Source organism: Aestuariibaculum lutulentum (assembly GCF_032926325.1).
GTDB lineage: Bacteria > Bacteroidota > Bacteroidia > Flavobacteriales > Flavobacteriaceae > Aestuariibaculum > Aestuariibaculum lutulentum.
Map to the genome: position 1 here is coordinate 2,052,143 of NZ_CP136709.1, position 23,074 is coordinate 2,075,216.

The 23,074-nt window shown below is 34.2% G+C and carries 15 protein-coding genes; 8 read left to right on the plus strand and 7 right to left on the minus strand.

Features of this window, described 5'->3' with window-relative positions; genetic code table 11:
• The first annotated feature begins 8 nt into the window (after positions 1-8).
• From R1X58_RS08780 to R1X58_RS08805, 6 genes are all read left to right on the plus strand, one after another.
• Positions 9-1,445, plus strand: a complete 1,437-nt coding sequence (locus R1X58_RS08780) for a RagB/SusD family nutrient uptake outer membrane protein (protein ID WP_240573554.1) — start codon at positions 9-11, stop codon at positions 1,443-1,445.
• A gap of 49 nt (positions 1,446-1,494) precedes the next feature.
• Positions 1,495-2,283, plus strand: coding sequence for a DUF4843 domain-containing protein (locus tag R1X58_RS08785; RefSeq protein WP_240573553.1), 789 nt, complete (start codon positions 1,495-1,497; stop codon positions 2,281-2,283).
• Positions 2,284-2,299: 16 nt separating this feature from the next.
• Positions 2,300-3,937, plus strand: a complete 1,638-nt coding sequence (locus R1X58_RS08790; protein WP_240573552.1) for a PKD-like family lipoprotein — start codon at positions 2,300-2,302, stop codon at positions 3,935-3,937.
• Positions 3,938-4,070: 133 nt separating this feature from the next.
• Complete coding sequence (locus tag R1X58_RS08795; RefSeq protein WP_240573551.1) at positions 4,071-4,622, plus strand: TlpA family protein disulfide reductase; 552 nt, start codon at positions 4,071-4,073, stop codon at positions 4,620-4,622.
• A 12-nt stretch (positions 4,623-4,634) separates the two neighbouring features.
• Positions 4,635-5,789 carry a TlpA disulfide reductase family protein gene (locus R1X58_RS08800; RefSeq protein WP_240573550.1) on the plus strand — a complete coding sequence of 385 codons (1,155 nt, stop codon included), beginning with the start codon at positions 4,635-4,637 and terminating at the stop codon, positions 5,787-5,789.
• 9 nt (positions 5,790-5,798) lie between these two features.
• A complete protein-coding gene (locus R1X58_RS08805) occupies positions 5,799-6,683 on the plus strand; it encodes a S1 family peptidase (protein WP_240573549.1) in 885 nt (294 codons plus the stop codon).
• 629 nt (positions 6,684-7,312) lie between these two features.
• Here R1X58_RS08805 and R1X58_RS08810 read toward each other — a convergent pair.
• Entirely contained in the window at positions 7,313-8,314 is a 1,002-nt protein-coding gene (locus tag R1X58_RS08810; RefSeq protein ID WP_240573548.1) for a YhdH/YhfP family quinone oxidoreductase, read from the minus strand.
• A gap of 136 nt (positions 8,315-8,450) precedes the next feature.
• Between R1X58_RS08810 and R1X58_RS08815 the strand changes: the two genes are divergently transcribed.
• Positions 8,451-8,777 carry a winged helix-turn-helix transcriptional regulator gene (locus R1X58_RS08815; RefSeq protein WP_240573547.1) on the plus strand — a complete coding sequence of 109 codons (327 nt, stop codon included), beginning with the start codon at positions 8,451-8,453 and terminating at the stop codon, positions 8,775-8,777.
• A 324-nt stretch (positions 8,778-9,101) separates the two neighbouring features.
• On the opposite strand, the gene R1X58_RS08820 is transcribed toward R1X58_RS08815, so the two are convergent.
• The 6 genes from R1X58_RS08820 to R1X58_RS08845 form a co-directional block, all read right to left on the minus strand.
• On the minus strand, positions 9,102-9,731 hold the full coding sequence (locus R1X58_RS08820; RefSeq protein ID WP_240573546.1) for a phosphotransferase: 630 nt from the start codon (positions 9,729-9,731) through the stop codon (positions 9,102-9,104).
• A gap of 791 nt (positions 9,732-10,522) precedes the next feature.
• A complete protein-coding gene (locus tag R1X58_RS08825; protein WP_240573545.1) occupies positions 10,523-11,938 on the minus strand; it encodes a DUF1593 domain-containing protein in 1,416 nt (471 codons plus the stop codon).
• 26 nt (positions 11,939-11,964) lie between these two features.
• On the minus strand, positions 11,965-16,449 hold the full coding sequence (locus R1X58_RS08830; protein WP_240573544.1) for a LamG-like jellyroll fold domain-containing protein: 4,485 nt from the start codon (positions 16,447-16,449) through the stop codon (positions 11,965-11,967).
• 83 nt (positions 16,450-16,532) lie between these two features.
• Positions 16,533-17,357: a T9SS type A sorting domain-containing protein gene (locus R1X58_RS08835; protein WP_240573543.1), complete on the minus strand. Its 825-nt coding sequence runs from the start codon at positions 17,355-17,357 to the stop codon at positions 16,533-16,535.
• A gap of 85 nt (positions 17,358-17,442) precedes the next feature.
• Complete coding sequence (locus R1X58_RS08840; protein WP_240573542.1) at positions 17,443-17,811, minus strand: hypothetical protein; 369 nt, start codon at positions 17,809-17,811, stop codon at positions 17,443-17,445.
• A 270-nt stretch (positions 17,812-18,081) separates the two neighbouring features.
• Entirely contained in the window at positions 18,082-19,698 is a 1,617-nt protein-coding gene (locus R1X58_RS08845) for an alpha-L-fucosidase (protein WP_240573541.1), read from the minus strand.
• A 224-nt stretch (positions 19,699-19,922) separates the two neighbouring features.
• On the opposite strand from R1X58_RS08845, the gene R1X58_RS08850 reads away from it, so the two are divergent.
• Entirely contained in the window at positions 19,923-23,051 is a 3,129-nt protein-coding gene (locus R1X58_RS08850) for an RICIN domain-containing protein (protein ID WP_240573540.1), read from the plus strand.
• The last annotated feature ends 23 nt before the right edge of the window (positions 23,052-23,074 follow it).

Below are 23,074 nucleotides of genomic sequence, written 5' to 3' on the forward strand. Positions count from 1 at the left end.
AAATGATTATGAAAAAAATATATATAACCTTTTTGTTTGCAGCGATTAGCCTTTTTTCATCATGCGATGATTGGTTAACTGTGGAACCAAAAGATATGGTAACAGTAGATAAGGCCCTAACAACTCCAGAGGGCTATACTTCTGCTTTAGTTGGCGTTTATCAAATATTGCAAAACGTTTACAATCCGGGAGGTTTTGTAATGGGAAGTGGTGTAGATACTTTTGCTAATATTTATACAGAACCAAGTATAGGCTTTTCTCAAAGTTTAAACAGTGCTTACAATTATAATTTTTCGGATACTTCTTATGATAATAGTTCTGGGGCTGCTTTTTTACAGATGTATAAAGCAATTACCAACTTAAATGTAATTTTAAGTAGTATTGAAACAACAGAAGTTTTAACCGCTGAACAGAAAAACTTTGTAGAAGGTGAAGCAAGAGCATTACGAGGTTTTTTGCATTTCGATATCTGGAGAATTTATGGAACAGCACCAGACGATAACGCGGGGACATCAAACTTGATATTGCCGTATTCTTTAGAGGTGTCAAACGAATTTATTCCGTATTTAAATTACAATGATTATTTCGCAAATATTCTGTCAGATTTAGAACAAGCGAAAGACATGTTGAGTTTTTCTGATCCCATTATTTATTATAGCAATGAATTGTTAAACGTCGAAGGAAGTATTGAAGAGTATGAAGATTTAGGTTGGTATAACAGACAAAATCGTTTTAATTATTATGCAACCTTAGGTGCTTTAGCTCGTGTTCAATTATGGATGGGAAACAAAGAGCAAGCTTATGAATATGCAAAAGAGGTAGTCGATGCCCAGAATGAAGATGGAACCCGCAAGTTTCGTTTAGGTACATCTACAGATATGGGAAACACCGATTTAGCATTATTTGTAGAACAGTTGTTTGGGGTTGAAACTTTAGGTTATGATGATACTTCGTATTCTTCGTATACTGCACATTGCGTTAATTCAGAATATGTTTTAAACCAAGTTTATCCATCGTCATCAGACATTAGAAAGATGAATTTGTTTACAACATTAACAAGTAATGCATTAGTTTATAATGCTCAGATTAGTCTAAAGTATAGTTTAATGTCAGAAAACGACGCTAGTGCTTATAAAAATTTCCCCATTATTAGAGTGTCTGAAATGTATTTGATTTTGGTAGAAACTGCACCTACAATTGCAGAAGCCCAAACTTATTACGATACGTTTGCTAATTCCAGATTTGATGAAAATGTAACCCTTACCGAAGGGAATTTACAGGAAAACATATTAAATCAGTATACCAGAGAATTTTGGGCAGAAGGGCAGATATTTTATACTTACAAGCGTTTAAGCTTAACATCATTACCATTCTCTGGACAGGAAATGAACACCGACAAGTATAAAATTGCAATACCATCAGGAGAAACCAATAGTGATTTATAGTAATCAGACTATTGGATTTTGATAAAACAAATCGACTAAAAAGAATACAATGAAATATAGATTTTTAATAATATTAGCCACTTGCCTTATGGTAATGTCTTGCAGTGAAGATTACCCGGCAACATTTGAAGGCGACCCTTACTTGATTTTTCCAACCGATGATCATGGTTATAATATTTATGTTCAGCAACATTTTAATAACTTTTATTATTATGGACAAGAGGGTGTTGATAGAGATACCATTTATGTACCATTAAATGCTTTTGGAGCAATTCCAAAGGAAGAAGTAGCAGTGAAATTAGAAGCCTTTAATAGTGATACCTTGTCTTTTCCAGAGCGCATAGATAGTGCTACTGAGAATGCTGTTCCGGGTGTACACTATGTGCCGTTCGAGTCACAAGAAATGATAAATCTTTTAAAGTATAAAGCTAACGTAATGGAAGATTCTATTCCTATTATCTTATTGAGGGATGAAAGTTTAAAAGAAACTACCTTTAGATTAACATTCAGATTAGCGGAAATGGAAAATGCCAAGGTTGCAGATAATGATGAAAATCGTGTGGTTGTTTACATAGCAGACAAAATTTCAAGACCAAGTAACTGGGATTTCTGGTATTTTGGAATTTACGGTGATGTAAAATTGGATTTTATGATCAACCATTCAGACTTAAGATGGACTGAAGATGATATGGAAATAGTTTTAAGTGACTCTTTCCTTTTAGCTTACTACGTATACAAGTTTAAAGAAGATTTAAAAAAGTATAACGAAGAATTAGGAGTAAACGGCCCTTTAAGAGAGGCCGATGGCACAGTAGTGACCTTTGATAGAACATATTAAGATAAAGCACAACATCATGAAAAATATAAATACATTTATAAAAGCTATGATTACCGGTGTTTTATCGGTAGTGGTTGTAGCATCCTGTTCAGACAATTCAGATTTTGTAGAACAGTTTCCAGATATTAATATTCAGGTAGAAGATATTAAAAATGTTTATTATTATAATGAAACATTGGTTATCGATCCTACTATTACGTATGGTGAAGAAACCGGAGAAAACTTAGACTTCTCTTATCAATGGGATTTATTTAGTGAAAATGAATTGATTTCAGTTTCTGAAAATAAAACTTTAGAATACCTTTTAGATTCCATTGGCGTAATGAATTTTAATTTAAAAGTAACCAACAATACCACAAATGTAATTCAGTCCACAACTTTCCAAATTAATGTCGAATCTGTGTCTAGTCAAGGGTGGTATGTTATGAAGCAAACCGCTGCTGGTAATACAGAAATTGACGGGTTTTATGTGAGTTCAGAAATTCCGAATTATAACCTTGTAGAAAAGACTTTAGGAGCTCCCTTAGAAGGTATGCCTGTTGGTTTTGCTTTTTCACCTTATTATAAATGGAAACCATCAGAAGATGATGTGTATTACAGTTCTGCACCTGCCTTGGTAGCATTTAGTGAGGAAGATGGTTTGGCTTATAATGTAAATAATGCAAGAACATTATCAACGCTTGAAGATATGTTCTTTTTAAACCCAGAAGATCAAGAGGGTCAAATTAAATCAGTTATGATTAGTGGAGACAAGGTTTTCATGAGTAAAGGAGCTAAAGTTTATTCCATGAATGATGGAAATCCAGCCTTTTTTCCGGCAATTGAAGGTGATTATAGTGTGGAAGGCTTGGCAACCAAAGGATCGTATGGTAATACATTGGCTTTCGATTCTAAAAATGAGAGATACATTATGTTTGGTTCTGCAGGCTATTCAACATCAGATACTATTGGATTTTTTAAAGATCAGTATACCGATTTCAATAATGGTCTTGAAATTCCAGTAAATAATATGAATGGTCAGGCTATATTTTTAGAAAACACACAGCGTGGATCTGGTTATAGTTCTACAACTTATGCTTATTCTTTGTTTAGAAAGCATGATGATCAAGACGCATTATTCCTATATGGTTTCGATTATGATAAGTTTGTAGAAGGTTTTTATTATTACTATCCCAATCCAGGAGATTATAGTAATTATACATTGTATAAAGCAGGGAGAAATAATCCCATTACATTCGAAAAAAGGTTATCTCATGCAGAATACTCTATGTTAACATCTGCAGGATTTTATGCCATGAATAAAGGTAATAACATATTATACTTTGCGAATTCCAGTAGTATTGGGCTTTATAATATAGATAGTGATACTTATAATCCGGCGTTTATAAAAAATATTCCAGCAGGAGAGGAGATTACTTATTTGAAATATATTAATACAAACTTTTCTTCTTTAGATCCTAATTTTACTGGTTTAGTGGTTGCTACGTATCAATCGGGAACCGATACCTATAAAATTTATCGTTATCAGTTAAATGGTTTAAGTACAGTCGAACTTCAGGATGATATAAAAACAGGGCCAGGTAAGGTGTCCGATGTACTTTATGTATCGGCTTCGTCTTATTCATGGTCTAGTCAACTCTATCAATATAATTAATTAAATAAATAACAATTAAAAGTTCTAGTGACTGGTGCAAATTTTAATGAATTTGTATCGGTCACAGGAGAACTATGTCCTAATGTTAAAATGAAATGATTCAATTCTAATTATTAATCAAAATAAAAAACAAATGAGAACAAATAGAATATTAATGGTTATTATAGTTTTAATAACAACAAGTTTGGCTATCGCAATTGAAAAAAGAGATGTTTTAATGCAAGCTCCTTTTGTGTTAAAGAATAAAGAAATAGATACTCTTAAGATAGGTGATTTATGTCCAGATTTTAAAATGGAAAATTTAGAGAGAACGGAAGCTAAATTATCCGATTTAAGAGGGAAGTATGTGCTTATTGATGTGTGGGCATCTTGGTGTTATCCATGTCGTAAACAAATGCCTTTTTTTGAAGAACTTAAAGAGGATTTCAAAGGACAAGATATTGTTTTTTTAGGAGTAAACCTCGATGAAAGGGATTTTAGGTGGTTAGGAGATGTTTCTAATCTACATATGAAGGGAGAACAATGGAGAGTACTAAACAAAGACTTTGAGGATAGGTTTGGAATCAAATATATACCTAGATATATCCTATTGGACAAGAAGGGTTACATTATTGAAAATTTTATGACAAAGCCAGACAAACCTGAAACAAAAGTGTATTTAGAAAAATTATTAAACATAAAATAAACTATGAACAAAATGAAAACAAATCTAATGATTTTAGGGGTGCTGGTATCAGTGTTTGGCTGGAATACTAATGCACAAGAGCAAAATGCACAATATAAAATTGTGGTGAAAATGGAAAATGTTATTAAGGAAGCCCCCGCTTTATTATTGATAAAAGAAAACTCTAGAGTAATAATTGATACGGTATATGTTAATTCAAATAATGAATTTATATTTTCTGGAGATATTCCTGCGGTAGAACGAGGTTTTTTAACCTTACTACACCATAAAATAGATCCAACGGTTCCTCCCAATAATGCAGATGGAATGCCTGTATACCTAGAAGAAGGAGAATTAAGAATTACTGGGAAAGACTCCATTTTAACAGCAACTGTAGAAGGAACGCCTTTAAATACAGACTATCAGGAATTGGCTATGGTAGGGAAAGCTTTCGATTTAAAAATAAATGCATTAAATGATGCTTATGAAGAAGCTTCATCGGCAAATAATGTTGAAAAAGTGGCTGTAATAGAGAAGGACTATGCAGTTTTAATGGCAGAGAAAAAGGAAGCTGAGAAAGCATTTTTTTTAAGTCACTTAAATTCTGCCGTTAGTTTGGACTGGTTAAGAAGAAATGTAAATATCATTCAAGAGAAAAATTTAGCAAAAGAATTGTTTTCTCAAATGACGGATGACGTAAAAACATCGGCTGCAGGTGTAATCTATAACAATATATTAAATCAAACTAAAGGAGCAGATATAGGCTCTGAAGCCCCGGATATTAGTGCTAAACAACCAAATGGAGAAAATTTAAGTTTACGTTCTTTAAGAGGACAATATGTGCTTTTAGATTTCTGGGCGTCTTGGTGTGGGCCATGTAGAAGAGAAAATCCAAATTTAGTTAAAACATACAATTCCTTTAAGAATAAAAACTTTACCATTTTAGGGTATTCTTTGGATGGAGGAAATGATGCTTTAAGAAAATGGACAGAGGCAATCGAGAAAGATCAGTTAGTTTGGAATCAAATTTCAGATTTAGCTGGATGGCAAAGTATGGCTGTTAAGTTATATGGTATTAACGCTGTACCTGCGAACTTTTTAATTGATCCTAACGGAGTTATCATCGCTAAAAATTTAAGAGGGGCAGACTTAGATCAAAAGCTAGACGAAATTTTAAATAATATATAAAAAGGGAAAATGAAGAATATTTTAGTTTTAGTAGCTGTTTTCTCTAGTTTTTCTCTAGTTTTAAAAGCTCAGGAAGTGAGTTATTCTAATTGGGAAGATTTACCTAACAGGCTCTACGATTCAATAGTTGAAACTCAAAAGAATGCACATTTTATATCTATAGAACAACTTAAAAATAATAGTGTATCGGCTGAAAATGAAACTGCTATCGAATATCCGAAGTTGCCAAAAGCCAATAAAAAACAGTTAACACCTCAAAAATTAGTGAAAAGTATCAGGCCAACATCATTAATGATTTGTAAATTAAAAAGAGGGTTTGGTATTCATAAAGACTTTGTAATTATAGGTGCTTCGGCAGCAGTTCTTAGTGAAGATGGTTTATGTGTTTCTAATTATCATGTTTTTGAATCTATCATAAATCAGGGGCAAAGTATAATGCCGCAAGATAGCTTGTTTTTTGCAGCAGATTCAAAAGGAAAGGTGTATCCAATAACTAAAGTTTTAAATTACAGTAAGTCTGCTGACTTAGCGACATTTAAGATAGATACAAGAGGAGAAAAATTAACTCCTGTTGCTTTAGGTAATGATTTAGAGGTTGGGTCTACTGTGCATACCATGACTCATCCAAATCAGCGAGCATATTATTATACCAAAGGTATTGTTGCAAGAAACTCCAGTTTTGTAAATAACCCTTGGGAAAACAGATGCGATATTACAGCTGATTATGCAAAGGGATCTAGTGGAGGGCCCATTTTTGATGACTTTGGAAATTTGGTAGCGATAGTATCATCTACAAATTCTATTTATGCAGGAGATAGTAATAACCCTGAATGGCAAATGGTTATTAAAATAGCTGTTCCAGTTAGCTCAGTAAAAAAATTAATTGAAGGTTGATTTTTGGTTATTGATTTTTAAGTGGGAAAAGCGGTTTGGGATTATCAAATCGCTTTTTTCATTTGCTAAAATTAAAATAGGAATATCAAGCTACTAGTTTAAATCAATTTTAGATGAAAGGTTGCCTTCATTGGGTTGTAAAATATCTGATAGATCAATAATTATTGGTACTTATTTTATACTTAAAAGGCTTATTTTTAAAATTCACATGTTTTTAATCGAGAATCTATCGAAAAATAAAAATAGAGAATAGCCTAGGGCGAAAAATAGGGCATAGCTAAATTTTAGTAAGCATATATTAAATCAATGCTTTTTATAAAGAATCGAGCTTTGTTAATATGCCTTTATTGGATGTGTTCAAACTATAAAATTTTTATTTAATTAGGATATTTCCAAATTCTATTATGCCTTGTAATTGAAAGTTTTTTAAAATCATGATGTAAATTGAAACTAATGTGTTTTTTCACTAGGATAAATAGTTGCATCTGTGCATATTTTAGGGTTGTAGTAAAACGAATATGTAGTTACAAATTACTTGTTGATTATTCCAAATCGGCATTGATTTGAATTATGGCAGATTAGAAATGTTAAAGTTAACTTAACATTGTGAAAATTCTTGTATAGCTTTTTTATTCTGTAAAAGATAATACTATTCTACCTTTTAAATTTCCTTTTAGCATTAATTCAATTTTTTCAGCTATATCTTCTAGTTTTATTTCATTAAAAGCAAAATCTAAATTTTTAGGTTTCCATTTATGAGCTAACTTATTCCATACTTTTTTTCTGAGTTCCATTGGATAATTTTGAGAATCTATTCCTATAAGTGAAACACCCCTTAGGATAAAAGGAAAAACGGTTAAATCAAGTTTTGGAGAAGCAACGTTTCCGCAGCAAGTTACAGCACCAGTTGAATTAGTCGATTTAATTATATTTTCAAGAATTACACCACCTACAGTATCAATAGCACCTGCAAACAAAGGTTTTAACAATGGCTTTTTGTCAAAATTTTCAATATCACTTCGAAATAGCACTTCATCAGCTCCAAGACTAATTAAATAGTCTTGTTCTGTTTCCTTACCTGTTATTGCAATCACCGAATACCCCAACTTACTTAAAATAGAAACACTCAATGCCCCAACGCCACCTGTTGCGCCTGAAACCACTATTTTTCCATCCTTTGGCTTTACCAATTCGGTAAGTCTTAAAACCGATATTCCCGCTGTTAACCCGGCAGTACCATATATCATTGCCTCTTTCATGGTCATTTTTTCGGGTAATTTTAAGGCCCATTCTGATGGAACCTGAACATACTCAGCAAATCCACCGTCAGTATTCATTCCTAAATCATAACTGGTTACAATTACTTTTTCTCCAAAATTAAATAAATCACTGTTAGATTTTACTATCGTGCCTACCGCATCAATACCTGGTGTGTGTGGATAATTTTTCGTTACTCCCTTATTCCCTGAAGCAGATAATGCATCTTTATAATTCAATGAACTATAGTGTACTTTTACTAAAATCTCATTATTATTCAATATGCCAAATTCCATTTCTTTAATAGAGCCTTGATAATTACCATTAATATCTTCAATTCGAAAAGCTTTAAATGTAGAATCCTTCTGTTTCATCGTTTGAATTTTATTTTACTTACTTTTGTGTAAATTTCAGGATAAATATTCTGTTAAACAAGAACTTACAGATGGTTGGTGTACGAACATTTATTTCCATTTTGAGTGTTTTTAAGGGCTTTAAGGGAAGAAAAAAATGAAAAAAAGTTATTGTCCGATTGATACATTTATAAATGTTATTAAGGGAAAACGAAAAGCAACGATTATTTTACACCTTTTTCAAGGAGATAAAAGGTATAGCGAATTGGTTAAACTATTAACTGATATCAGTGAACGAATGCTTACTAAACAACTAAAAGAATTGGAATTAGATGGATTAGTAAATCGAACTGTTTTTCCAGAAGTTCCCCCTCGTGTTGAATATAGTATAACTGAACTTGGTAAAGATATTCATCCTTTCCTCAAAGGAATGTATAAAGGAGGAATCATGTTTGAAAAATCTATTGATGGATCTCATCTTTAAATTTAAGAGCTGGTCAATTAATTTAATATGTTTATGTGTAAGCTTCCCTAAAAACGGAACTGTTTAAAAGTGTTATTATTATAGTAAATTAGATAAGGAAGAGTATTAAAAGGAATAGATTATAGTTTTTAAATGAAGTCAAAATAAGTAGGTAATCTTAGTCTTTTATGTTTTTAGGGCAGTCATAGATGATATTACAAGTCGATATAATTATGTGAAATTATATTATAAAACTTTCTGAAAACAACAAGCGCACTTACAATGGCTGTTTGTGTATCATATTTGAAAAAAATAAATCACAGGCTTTTGTAATGTCTATCAGTATTAGCTGTATGTATTCTTTTCTTTATTGTATTCCATCCAAGATTTTATTCTTCCAACAAACATTTTAAGATAGTTTTCTGTTAAAAATATATTCGACCAATCAAACCTTTGCGCTTGTACACCAAGATAAAAAGCAAAAATAGAGGCTCCAGCTTCTGGAATTAATTTGGTTTCCTGTTCTGAAAGTTCTCTTACTTTACGATAACCACTAAGAAAACTTTTTACTTTTGATTCATAAACTTCTTTGTCCGACTCTATATAAAACAATTGAATAAAGAAATATCCAATGTCTAAAAACAAAAACCCATTTCCGCAATTATCAAAGTCAAAAATTGTTATTTCCTTGTCATTTTTGACGCTAACATTATCATGCCAAATATCAAGATGAACTATTCCTTTTTGAAATTTGGTTTGTTCTAGCCCCTGAAAGGTTTTAGAGAATTCCATTCCTATTTTTTTTAGATATTTCATTTCGTCTAAATCCTCCGAGAAAAATTGCATTAATTGTTTGTAAGAATCACTTAAAAGTAATTCTGAATTATAGTTTGTTCTATCAATTTTTTTATGTGATGTTATGTCGTGAAATCTAGCCATTAGCGAACCCATTTCAAAACAATTATAATTATTCATAAATCGCATTTTTTCGCCTTCAGCATATGAAAATAGAACAATGTAGCGAAGTCCTTCAGGCGAATAAATTTCTTGAATTAGATTGTTTTATTTATCTGAAATTGGAAACGAAATAGAAAGATTATTCTCTTTTAATAGTTGTAGAAGCCTTAATTCTTCTATAATTTCAGTTTTGGCTCTCCATTTGTAGCAATACACTCTAACGACATACTTTTTAAAGTGTTAAGAGTTAGTCATTTTTTTACAGAGAAAATAAATAAATTTAGAGTTAAATTAACTATCATTTAAATCGTTATTTTTGTTAAAATTTAAATAACAAAGTGAACACAAAACTGAACACGTTTTGGAACACGAATTTAAAATATGGCATCCGGGAAGTCCTTATTTTGTGTTATGAATTTGTCAGGTGATGAACTCATAACCCGAAGGTCACAGGTTCGAGTCCTGTTCCCGCTACGAAGCAAGAGAATCTAGAAATAGGTTCTCTTTTTTTTGCAATAAATTCAAGTGTTTCAGAAATTCTTCATTTCATAAATTATATTAAATCTTCAATAAAAGGACTCTAAAAAGGTGGTATTTCATATTCCATTAAATCAATCAAATAATTAAAGTTATGAATTCAAATAAACTATCAATACGTTATATATTAGATAAAAATAAATTAGGGTGGTGTAGATCACAATTGTAGTCAATAACCGCTATTTAAATGCATTTTAGGAGGTGCTTTAAGTAGTTGTACCCGTTTTTTTATGCTGAAATTTTGTGATAATAAATACTAACTAGAAATAATTTTATTCAGAAATAGTAATAATTACCCTTTTGTATCTCGTTAATGAAGGGGAGCCCGAATCGGTAACCTCACAAATCATATGAAATGTATCGCCGGATTGTGCGTCCTTTGGTAAGATAAATTTTGTAATTGAAGATTGAGTTTTTGGAATAATTTCTTGACCAGAATATGTATTCGCTTCTTTGTAATTCCACCAGGTTATATGGAGATCATCATTATCAGGATCGAAGGATTTGGATGCATCTAGTTTTATTTTGGACCCCGCTTTAGTAGTAATGTTTAAAGGGGTGTTTTTTAAATTTACTATAGGATGGTGATTTGCAGAATTATAATCGTTCACACACCAATCGGCCCTTGCGGCAAAATCATTTTGAACATGTTCTAGCCACATCCATAAGGGTTTAAAATATTTGTTTCTTATAGTTACCTTATTTGAAACTGTGTCATGCTCCATTTTTTTAGACCAACTGTTATGTATACTTCTTTGTCCTTCAGGATATGTTATTTCAGAATCGGGTAGGAGGTCCATCCAAACATTATTCCTTACTTTCGTATAACGACCTCCCCAACCACCAAAGTCTGGAGACTCGGTGCTTCTGAGTCCGTTCGGTATATTATGGAGAAATGCAGGGGTATCTCCTTCGGCATTAAAAGCGCCATGGTTGTTTTCATAGGCATCACATAAAGCACCGTGATTGGTTAAAATGTTTTCTTCCATCCATTTTGATTCGAAATAGGATTTTATGTCATCGGGAAGTACTTTATGCCATATGTAAGCCATACAATCAAATTGATCTGAAATTATAGTGGTTATCTTTAAATGTTCCCAGTTAGGCCTAATGTAGTTCTGATAAGTTTCATCTTGCTCCCAAATTAGAAAAAGACGTGTTTTTTTAGCGATTTCGCTCATGCGCTCCGGGTGGTCTTCCTGAATTATTTTTAATGCTCTGGAAATCGTATTGCAACCTCCCCATGCCTGGAGCCATATGGGGCGTTTATCGGTGTTGTCTAGTAAAACACTGGCTATTAGTTTGGCGCCATCGGTACGAAGGTAGTCTTCTCCAATCTCATTAATGTTACCAACTTTCCATTTGCTTAAAAGGTATTCTGGGCTAGGATAATTTGAGTCATGTAATATAAGGTTATCGTATACTTTCGCATATAAATCAATGTAATCCTTTATCCAATTAACATCATGAAACGCGTGCCATCCTTCACCACCAACCCAATGGAATTGCGAACTACTATTTATTATGCCTTCAATGTCAAACTCGTTGGAAGTTAATAAAAACCGAACCATAGAAGCTCTGTCATCAGCTTCTCCATCAGTAGTTATAATAACTCTTGGCTTTTCATTTTGACTATAAGTAGAAGAATAGCTTAATAGGGTTAGAATTAATATAATAATATGTTTCATAGATATTATTTGAGCCTCAAGTAATATTAGATCTTAAATATTTTAAAAAGTTTTGTAAAACCTTCAGATTGGACTTTAACAAGGTACATTTGTGAGGTGTATAAATTTAATATTATTTCATTTGACCTACTCGAAAATTGTTTTATTTTTCTTCCAACCAGATCGTAAACACTAATTTGGGTTAATGTGCCATTGGTTTTAATAGTGAATTTTCCAGATTGAGATACTGTAGGATAAATTAAAAAATCAGGATTCCATGTTGTAGTTGACAATGGTCCGTTATTGGCTCTGAAGGCTATAGTTTCGGCAGTCATGATGCCTTTATAAATATTAAATTCATCAATAGAACCAATCCATGTCGCATCATTGGCATATCCACTTTTGCATAAATAGACTAAGGTATTATCGAGTAATTGAATGGAATTATGGGATGCCAGAGTTTTTAGATCAATTAATATACCGTTAATATACCAAGAGATGTTATTTTGGTCAATCGTACTAATTAAATGATATGTTTTTCCATCGTTCAGTACAGCTCCATTTACTCTAGTTTCATTGTTCCAGGGTGCATTGAAATTACCACAAGATATAGCCGTACTACTTTGCCCTCCGTTAATCAGAGTGGTATAATAATGATTGGTTCCAAAAGACCCGGTTGTATTTCCAAAATAGCTTAACATGGTGAATGCAGCATTATTTAATCCTGCAGTAACGAAAGATTCAATAGTAATGGAAGGGTATGTGTTTATTTCAATATCATTACCAGGTAGATTAATAAAATCTCCTTGATTATAAGTTGTGTATAATCCATTTTCAATTGCTCCGCCAAAAATTACTCCATCTGCATTGCCGACAGTGTCATTAGCGGTCCCGTCATTAAAAGGGTATGAATGTATTAGTGTACAATTATCAACATCAACAATATATTTAATAGTATGTTCACTCGATTCAACCCCGTCCTCAGAGTTTACGGTTATAGTTAGGGTTCCATGATCTTCTATATTGATGGTTCCTATTCCGGATAAGTTAGTGTTTGGGTCTTCGGCTGTAGCATCAATATTGACTGAAGTTGTGCCTACAGGTAATAAAACATGATGCTCAGTTAAACTTGGATCGAATTGCTTAACAAAACCATTTTCGTCTGATATAGAAAGGCTTGTTAAGTTTAAATTGTTACGCTTGAATGAAGGCACATAGATCCCTCCTGTTATAACACCGTGGTTGTTATTGGTCATGTCAATGGCTTGAGACTTATTGGGTAAATCGAAATGCCAATACCCAATAAGGTTGGCTTCGTCACCTTTTAAAACTTTAAGGGCATTAGCCTCTATCGTTTCATAGGTAAGTTCTGTATTCCATACACGTACTTCATCAATTATACCTTTAAATGCACGATCATTACCAACATTGTCGAATCCTATATAGAGATTGCTCGCAGAATAATCTACCGCAATATTAACATCATTTTGTGAGGTTTCAATACCATCTAAATAAATGCGACGTGAATTATTATTTACAACAAACGCGATATGATGCCATTGGTCGGGTGCTGCTTGCCCGGCACTTATACCATCCCAATCATCAGAAGAATTACTCATACCTATGATGTTATTATTATCCAGATACTGAATACCTCCATTGTCATTGTTGGCAGGATTTCTTCCAAATAATAATCCAGAACGAGAGGTTTGTGAGCCTTCGGGTTTAAACCAGACTTCCATAGTAAAAGGCAAAGAATTGAGTTCTAGCCCTGAAATTTTGATGTTACTATTATAACCATTGCCTCCAGGTAAATACATGGCAAAGTTGGTACCATCTACTTCTTGTATATTAACAATATAAGTTTCGGTTGTATTTCCATCAGGGGATGTAACTTCTAGATTAACGTTGGCAACACCGTTTACTAAAGTAGCTGTACCGTTTCCTAATACTGTAGCACTTGAAGCTGTTGGTATGCCTGTTACATCAATACTAGTTGTACCTTGAGCGACATAAACGGTATATTCTTTTATTTCAGGATCAAAAATAGGATCTAGAGCTGATACAGAAAGTTCTATATTATCTAAGGTTGCAGCCATTAATTCTGCAGAGCCTACATTTAGGGTAATATCACTACCGTTTCCATCACTTTTAACAACAACCAAAGCTCGACCTTTCCAGGTTTTCCTTGTTGAAGCCATGTAATAATCGGTGTCTTGTAAATTGGCATTGTCAACACCAATAATTTCTCCGCCGCCTTCAACTACGAAAGCTAGTCTTTCATCTGTATTAGGTTGAATATTTCCTTCAGCATCTGTTAATTCTACGGTTATATAAACTAGATCTTGTCCATCGGCCTGTATACCAGGTCTATCGGCAGTAAGTTTAATTTGGGTAGCTTTACCAGCGGTTTTTAAAATGGTTGTCTCAACTTCGTTACCATCCTCAACACCTATAGCTTTTAATGTACCGGCTTGATAAGGTAGTGTAAATACTGTTTTAAATTCTTCATTAATACTTGTGTTTTTTTCTCCAATAAGGACATCGTTTAAGTATAAACGTACCTTAGGGTATTTTGAATAGATTTCCACATCAATATTTAGTCCTTCGTAACCATCCCAAGTCCAACTTTCCCAAGTAGGCCAAACAGACCAAGAGGTTTCGTGAATCTCTCTACCGTCTAGAGGAGCTGGTTCCTTAACAGCCATATATAATTTTCTGTTATCATTATATAACATTTCGCGGTAATAGGAAATAGGTTTTCTATGACCAATAAGGTCAATATCCCCACAATAGGCACCATGCCAGGGAAAGTGATTCGCATCCCAATGTTCTCCAGGAGTATCTCCCGTATAGTAGTAACGACCAATACCGGATTCGCCGAGGTAATCCATCGCTGTCCAAACAAAATCACCTAGAATATAGCTGTGTTGCTGTGACATATTCCAGTTGTAAAACGCATCTTTAGGGTAAGATTCTGATTGAAAGATGATTCTATTTGGAACACGTTGATGGTCTGATTCTGCTTCGTGCATCTGGTAATTGTAACCGCATACATCATGCTCTGCCATAAGTGGGTCAAATATTTCCCAGCCTTGTCCCCAAGTTGTCATAGCTGAGGTTACGGGGCGTGTGATATCAATTTCTTTGACTGCATTTGATAACATTCTGGCTGTGTTTACAGCATCAGAAGACGTTCGTTCAATAATTTCATTACCAATACTCCACATGATAATGGATGGGTGGTTTTGGTCGCGACGCACCATATCTTGTACATCTTGAATAGCCCATTGGTCAAAATACATAGCGTAATCGTAAGTGGTTTTACTTACACGCCAGCCATCAAAAGATTCGTCAATAACCAGTAAGCCAATACGATCACATGCGTCGAGAAAAGCCTCGGAAGGCAGGTTGTGTGCTGTACGAACGGCATTAAATCCGGCAGATTTTAGTAATTCTGCTTTTCGTTCTTCAGCTCTATTATAAGCTTTGGCACCTAAACAGCCGTTGTCATGATGTACGCAGCCGCCGTTAATTAACATAGGTTCGCCATTAAGTAAAAATCCATTTTCAACACTAAAGTCAATAGAACGTATACCAAAGGTGTGTTTTGTTTCGTCTATAACGACATTGTTTTCAAGGACTTGTATAGTGGCTTTGTATAAATTGGGATCATCTGTAGACCATAAAAACGGATTATTAACGACTATAGTTTGTTCTACAGTTTGCTCAGAATTTGCCGCTATTTGTATATTACTTTCAGTTGAACCTTCACCTTCAATTTGAGATGATAAAACAACGTTTTTTGTAGTGTTCATGGTATTTTTTACTAATGCTTTTATATTTACTGTTGCTTGAGAAGTACTTACATTAGTTGTTTTGATTGAAGATCCCCAGTGAGGGACTTGAACATCTCCTTTTGCTAAAAGCCAAACATTTCTATAAATACCAGAACCACTATACCAGCGGCTGTTTTTGTGTTGTGAATTGTCAACACGAACAGATATCGTATTGTTTCCGGTTATGTTAAGGTAGGGGGTAAGGTCGTAATAGAATGAAGAGTATCCGTAAGGACGGTTTCCTAAGGAAACACCATTAATATAGACATCAGAGTTCATGTAAACGCCTTCAAAGTAGATAGCAATTTGTTTGTTTTGCCACTCTGCTGGAACTTGAAAATGTTTCTGATACCAACCTATGCCGGCTGGAAAATAACCGCCATCATTGCCCATAGGGTTGCCTGCAGACGTTTTTCCTTCAATACTATAATCGTGTGGTAAATTAACAGCCCTCCACGCTGCATCATTAATAGGAGTGGATTCATCAATTTGAAAATCACCTAATTGAAATTTCCATTCAAAGTTAAATAATTGCTTCCACGACGTATCAATATTTTGGGCAGGGGTGGTGTTTATAGTAATTTCGGTAACAGGAAGACTGTTAGTTTGAGCTTGTGTCGATAGGTATGAAACTAAAAGGAAGATAATGGTAAGGTAAACTATTTTTGATAATTTCTTAGAGATTTTCATCATTTTTTGGAGATAAAAACTCCTCAATCTCAAAATAATTGAGGAGTTTTAAAATGTGCAATGTTAACTTTATTTATAAAGGGATGTTATTTTACAATCAATTTAGAAGTAGAAGAATCGTTAACTTTTATAAGGTATATCCCAGCTTTTAAGTTATGTTTTACTTCAACTATTTTAGAAGTAGGAGCGAAATTTTTATTAAACACTTCTTTTCCTAAAATGGTATAGGCTTTTATATTAACAGAAGTATCAATGGTTTTAAGTGAGATATTAAAATAACCGTCTTTAGAAGGGTTTGGATATAGGCTTAAGCCATCAGTTTTAAAATCTTTATTTCCTAGAGTTGATGACACTGTTAAAGTGACATCGTCAAAACCTGTCCAACCTGCACCACCATCTCCGGAAAGGTTGTCAAACTCAATCCCTAATTTAGAACCTGCTGATGACGCTGTTGCTGTAGCGCTAAATGAAACAGGTACTGTAGTACTTGGTGCGATATCAAATGTTTGTGTCCCCAAAACAGTTCTTACTCCATTACCGTTATCATAGTAGAGTGTTACAATAAATTTAGGTCCATTCCAAATATCCCAAACGTTAACATTAATTTGAAATTCTTCACCATCTGAAATATTATGATCTGTTAGATTGTAAACTGAAGGGTCACTATTCATAATGAAAGCTGTCCAGCTTCCTGCACTCCCTTCAACACCTGAATCACTAGCGGCAGTATCTGAATTCCATCCAGGAACATTACTCCAATTTTGCTGTTTTGTTGTGTTTGGAAGTTCAAAATCACCATTTGTAACGGTTATCGGGGTTTGTGCATTTAAAAATGTAGCACCAAGGGTAACGCATCCAACCGTTGCAATCTTAGTAAGGTGGATAATGAGTTTGTGTAATTGTTTTTTCATAATAATTAAAATTTAAATAGTTAATAGATTGTTTAGTTCTCCATTTTTACACTTATTAGGTTTAGTTTGGTCTGGTAAATTGGGGTTATAACACGAATTCAGTTTCATCTTTATCTTCTTCTAAATTGCAAATGTTTAAGTCTCGGTTTGTGTTGGCTATATGTTGGTTATCAAACATTAAATCGAGTGCTTTGTCTATTTCCTTAATGAGTAATGTTCTTGCTTCCTTTTTTGAAATTTCTGCTGGCTTACCGGTAATGTACTTGTCTGAACATGAAAATCTTTTAAGTTTGTTTTTTTTCGAGTCATCAACTAAGTCAATAGATATTCCATAAATTTCTTTTGAAACTGAATGTTTTGTTTCTTGATTAGGCAGATGTTGTCCAATCATTAAATTCTTGCCATTCAACTTTTTCCCTTTTGCAATATCCCATTCAAACATTATTATTTTCATATTGAAAGCATTCTTATAAATTAATTGCTCATTTCCCTTTGACCTGAAACATTTTCTCAATATTAGTATTAGATTCTTGAAAGGACCGTCTAAAATTCATCAAGAGAGATTTACAAATCGGTCAAATGGATTTTTAAAGGGGTGGTGTAATTTTTATGCAAGGTTTAACATAATAGGTTAAGCAAGGAATGGAAAAATGAAAACCCTCTATCTTTTATGATATGAGGGTTTAGGTCAAAGGAAATTAAATGATTAGTTGTTTACAATATGCTATTGAATTTTAAATACCAAAGGCGCTATTAATTTTTGGTTTTCAGTTAATTCAATAATTAATCCATCTGAAGAGAAATTAAAGGATTTAAGATCCCCTCCAAGAAGTTGTACATTTCGATTATTAATTTGTAAATACGGATTTTTGGTGGTTAGTGATTTGATTTTTACAGGGGTATTGTTTTCGGGTAGTTCCATAATAATGGCAAACAGGGCATCACCTTTTTTAGTAAATCTAACATCCTTATCTGTATAGGGAATGCCTTGTTCTTCATTGAAGCCTTGTTCTTTTAATGGATTAGAACGTTCAGTTTTTGGACCTTCTCCATAAATATGCCATGGTCTGGTGTCATAAATGCATTCACTATTAATATCCATCCATTTTGTAATATCTTCTACAATTTTTAATTCATGTTCGTCGATGGATCCATCTCCTCTTATAGGTATACTTAACAGAAGATTTCCGTTTTTACTAACAATATCAACCAGCATTTGGGTTACTGTTTTGGCTGATTTATAGCTATTACGATTATATATCTCTCTGTCGTAATGCCATGCCCCGATGCAAGTACAGGTTTGCCATGGCTTATCCTGAATATCATTCGGAGCACCACGTTCTACGTCCCAAACCATGCATTCTTTTTGTTGATCGCTTAAGATTTTACCAAATAAAACAGCTTCTAATTTACCTTGATGTTGTTTCATGTTTGAGTTATAATAATGGGCAGCAATATCTAAACCAACATTGCTAAAGGGCCATAGGGGGAGTGCAGTATCATCAAAATAGATTAAATCGGGTTGAAATTGGTCTATCATATCTATGGTACGATTGTAAAAATTTGTGCAATACTCTTTTGTAGGTATACTAGATCCATGATTCCAATCCCACTGTTCCATAATGCTGTTTAAGTCTTCACTGTTTGTGCTTAAATCATGATTTTGAGCATAAAGGTTTTGTGGGTCAAGACCTTCCCACCATTGCCCTATGCCATCTTCTTTTGTTAGGGTTCCGTCATAAGGGATTCCTTTATATTTCCCTTCGCTGTCGCTCATTTGAGATGTTTCATACCATCTCCAGGCATGGGATGAATGGATGCTAACACCAAAAGGTAATCCATTATTTTTAGCGGCTTGTTTCCATCCTGTTAGGATATCTTTTTTAGGGCCTACAGCAACAGAATTCCATTTTTGGTATTTACTATCCCATAAATCTAGGTTATCATGATGGTTTCCCATAGCAAAAAAGTAACGAGCACCAGCACGCTTATAAAGAGCAACCAGTTTTTCTGGATTCCATTTTTCTGCTTTCCATTCATTGATAACATCTTTAAAACCAAATTTAGACGGATGTCCATATTGTTTAATATGCGAATTATATTGCCAATGTCCCTGGCTATACATGTGTCTGCCATACCAATCTCCCGATTCAGGCTGACATTGAGGTCCCCAATGTGCCCATATTCCAAATTTGGCATCTCTAAACCATTCAGGAGTTTCATAGTGTTGTAAGGAGCTCCAGTTCGGTTCAAATGTATTTGTGTCTGGCTTTTTTTGAGTTTGATCTTTACATGAGGTTATGCTAATGATGAGCGAGATGGTAATTATTAAGTTTTTCATTTCAAATAATAGGATGTCTAAAGTTTATTTAGTTTGATGTTTACAAGAACGAAATTACAACTTCATCTCTGGATAATACTTGTTGTTCAATAGATTGAAGAATTTGTGATGTTAAATTGAACGATTCGTGTCGCTGTTTTGTTCAGTATCTAGCCAACTTTGTAAAGTGCCGTAAAAGGAAATCCCTTTTAGGAAAGAACTAAACTAAACTAAACTAATTAATTATGTTAAAACAAATTACATTTAAGAAAATCGCGTTTTTTGCGGTTCTAACATTGCTAGAAATTTCAATTTCAAAGATTCATGCTCAAACGGCAAGTTCGAGTGATAATCTCGTTGCCCAACCTGCTGCAGATCGCTCAGTTCCTTTCGATATTACCGATACAGGTATATCAAAAACTGTGGAGTTTGGTGCAGATTTGGCCTGGGCAAATGAACAAGCCTTTCGTCGTAATATTCTTTTTATGGGTTTAGATCAAATCGATATTGTGAGGGCTTCATTTCAACCAACCTTTCCCTTGGTGAATGATACCGATTTAACTCAAGAACAGATTGACGATTTAAATTATCGACTATATCTAATAAATACCTACGTTGGTCCAAACACAGATTTGGCGTTGAATTGTGATCATCCTTCTGTCGATCCATATTATGTGGGATACCCGGCACGATGGGAAAAGTTAATTGAGGTATCAACACAAAGGTATTTAGATGCAGGGCACAATGTTATAACCGTAGGCGCATTTAATGAACCAGATTATGGATGGGGACAAGGTTCTGCTCAAGATATGTATGACATTACTGCCTTATTGAATAGTAATCCTCTTTTTAATAATGTACGTCTTTCTGGAGGGAATACTTTAAACTGTGATGAAGCACAAGGCTGGTATGATTATTTAATACCTGCAGGTGTTGATGAAGGAAATACGCATCAGTTGGCGGGGAGTTTTGATGGTTATGCTAGTTTTTTACAAAGTGTTAGGTCTAATGGACATCATGCTTCTCTTGATGAACTACACAATATTGTTGAAGCTTTAGTTGGCTATGAATATGGTATGCAAACTGGAATTTGGTGGGCAGATATTGACTTAGCTAGTGGTGAGATGGTAAAGGCTTTTGATGGTCAGCGTTTAGGGTATGCAGAACATAGAGCAAACTGGACTGCTGCTGCGGTATATCGTTCACCGGAAGGGAAAATACAGGCTTTTGGAGGAACTTCCGAAAGACAGGCCGTAACAACAACATTCAATTACATATCTAAAGATCGAGCAGTTTATTATGATGGTTATGGACCACAACGTGAATTTGTATTGGAAATGCCTGGAGGGGCACCTGGAAGTTATGGTAATGGTCAAACCAACGCAGAACGCGTTATAAATATTACCTGGGGAGACGACATTCAACCTGTAATCGATGGACGTTATGTTTTGGTAAACAGAGCAAACGAACAGGTCATGAGTATTGAAGGTAATGCTGCTCAGGACGGATCGAATGTAGGCCTGTTAAGTTATTCAGGAGCAACATCACAACAGTGGGATGTAACGCCTGTAGATAGCCGAGTAGGGGGTGATTTTAGTTATTTTAAATTTCAACCGGCTTCAAGTAGTACAAAGTATTTAGATCTTAGTGGCTTTAGTCTGGATGATGGGGGTAATATTCACCAATGGTCTGCCGGGCAATATGGAAATCAGCAATGGTATTTAGATTATGCTGAAGATGGCTGGTTTTACATTCGAAGCAGAGAAAGTTCAAAATGTCTTGATATTGAAGGAACTAATGTGGTACAATGGGGTAAAGATGGTAGTTATGATCAGCAATGGCGTTTCCTTCCTGTTGGTGCTCCTATTGAATTTAATCCGCCTAATGCGCCAGCTAATTTAGTAGCAACAGCTCAGGGCTCTTCAATTAAACTAGATTGGACAGCCAATTCAGAAAGTGATGTTGCAGGGTACACTATTTTTAGAGCTGAAAGTGCCAATGGCGCTTACAATACCATAGCCAGAAATGTAACTGCAACCTCATTTGTCGATAATGCTGCATTAGAAGGGGTGCCATATTTTTATCAAATTAAGGCGATTGATGGTTCGTTAAACCGTTCGGATTATTCAAATCAGGTTTCGGCTACGGCAACTGGAGCGAATAACATTGTTACAGAAATTAGTTTTGATGGAAATACTTTAGATAGCTCGGTTAACCTAAATCACGGTGCAACTTATGGCGAACCTTCATATGGTGCTGGAAAAGAGGGATCTGGATCAATTAATTTAGATGGTGCTGAAGATTTTGTTCAGCTTCCTGCAGATATTGCCAGTCATCAGGAAATTACAGTTGCCACTTGGATTTACTATAATGGTGGTGGCCAATGGCAACGTGTTTTTGATTTCGGAAATGGTACAGATGAATATATGTTTTTAACGCCAGATTCATGGACAGGAGGTATTCAATATGGAATTAAGTATAATGGCGCCGAAGAAAATCTTTATGGCCCAAGTATCGCAACAGGAGAGTGGACGCATGTAGCAGTAACTTTAGGTGCAGATGGAGCCGCTTTGTATGTTAATGGAGGTTTGGTTGATAGCAATGCAGGCTTTGTTTTGAGTCCTAATGATTTTAAACCCATCCAAAATTATATAGGAAGAAGTCAGTATCCAGATCCGGCATTAAATGCTTCAGTGGATGATTTTAGAGTTTACAATTATCCGTTGTCTGCTACTGAAATTGCAGATTTGGCAGGAATTACAGTTGGTGAGGCGACTACGTTTAGTGTGCAATCTGTTGTTACAGGAACTATAGGAGCAGGAAAAGGAAGTAAGTATGGTTCTGCAGAGGTTGTGTTAGTAGATGATTTATCTAATCCTGTTGTTGGAGCCACTGTAACTGGATATTTTTCAGGCACATGGAATGAATCCGTAACTGGAATTTCAGGTTCTAATGGTGTTGTTAGCTTTCAAACATCATCTACCGCCAAAGGAGGTGTAGTTGTTAACTTTTGTATTAGTGATGCCACTCATAGTAGTTTAGCATATAATGATTCTCAAATGACTTATAATTGTTCAAGTAGTGCAAAATCATCTGTAAACACAAAGACTTTAAGTTTAGAAGAAGATACAACAGCACTTTTAGACTTGTCTGTTTTTCCTAATCCTACATCAGGTAGATTAACTGTTAAGTTTAGTAAAGAGCCATCAGGAATAAATATAATGGACTTAAATGGTAGGCTAATATTTGTAAGTAAAACGGCTTTAGGAGCCAATACTTATGAATTGGATATGAGTCAACTGAATTCAGGAATTTATTTGTTACATGTAACGACCGAAGAATCACAGGTAACAAAAAAGATTATAAAAAAGTAATTAGAAAATAAAAGAAAATAAAA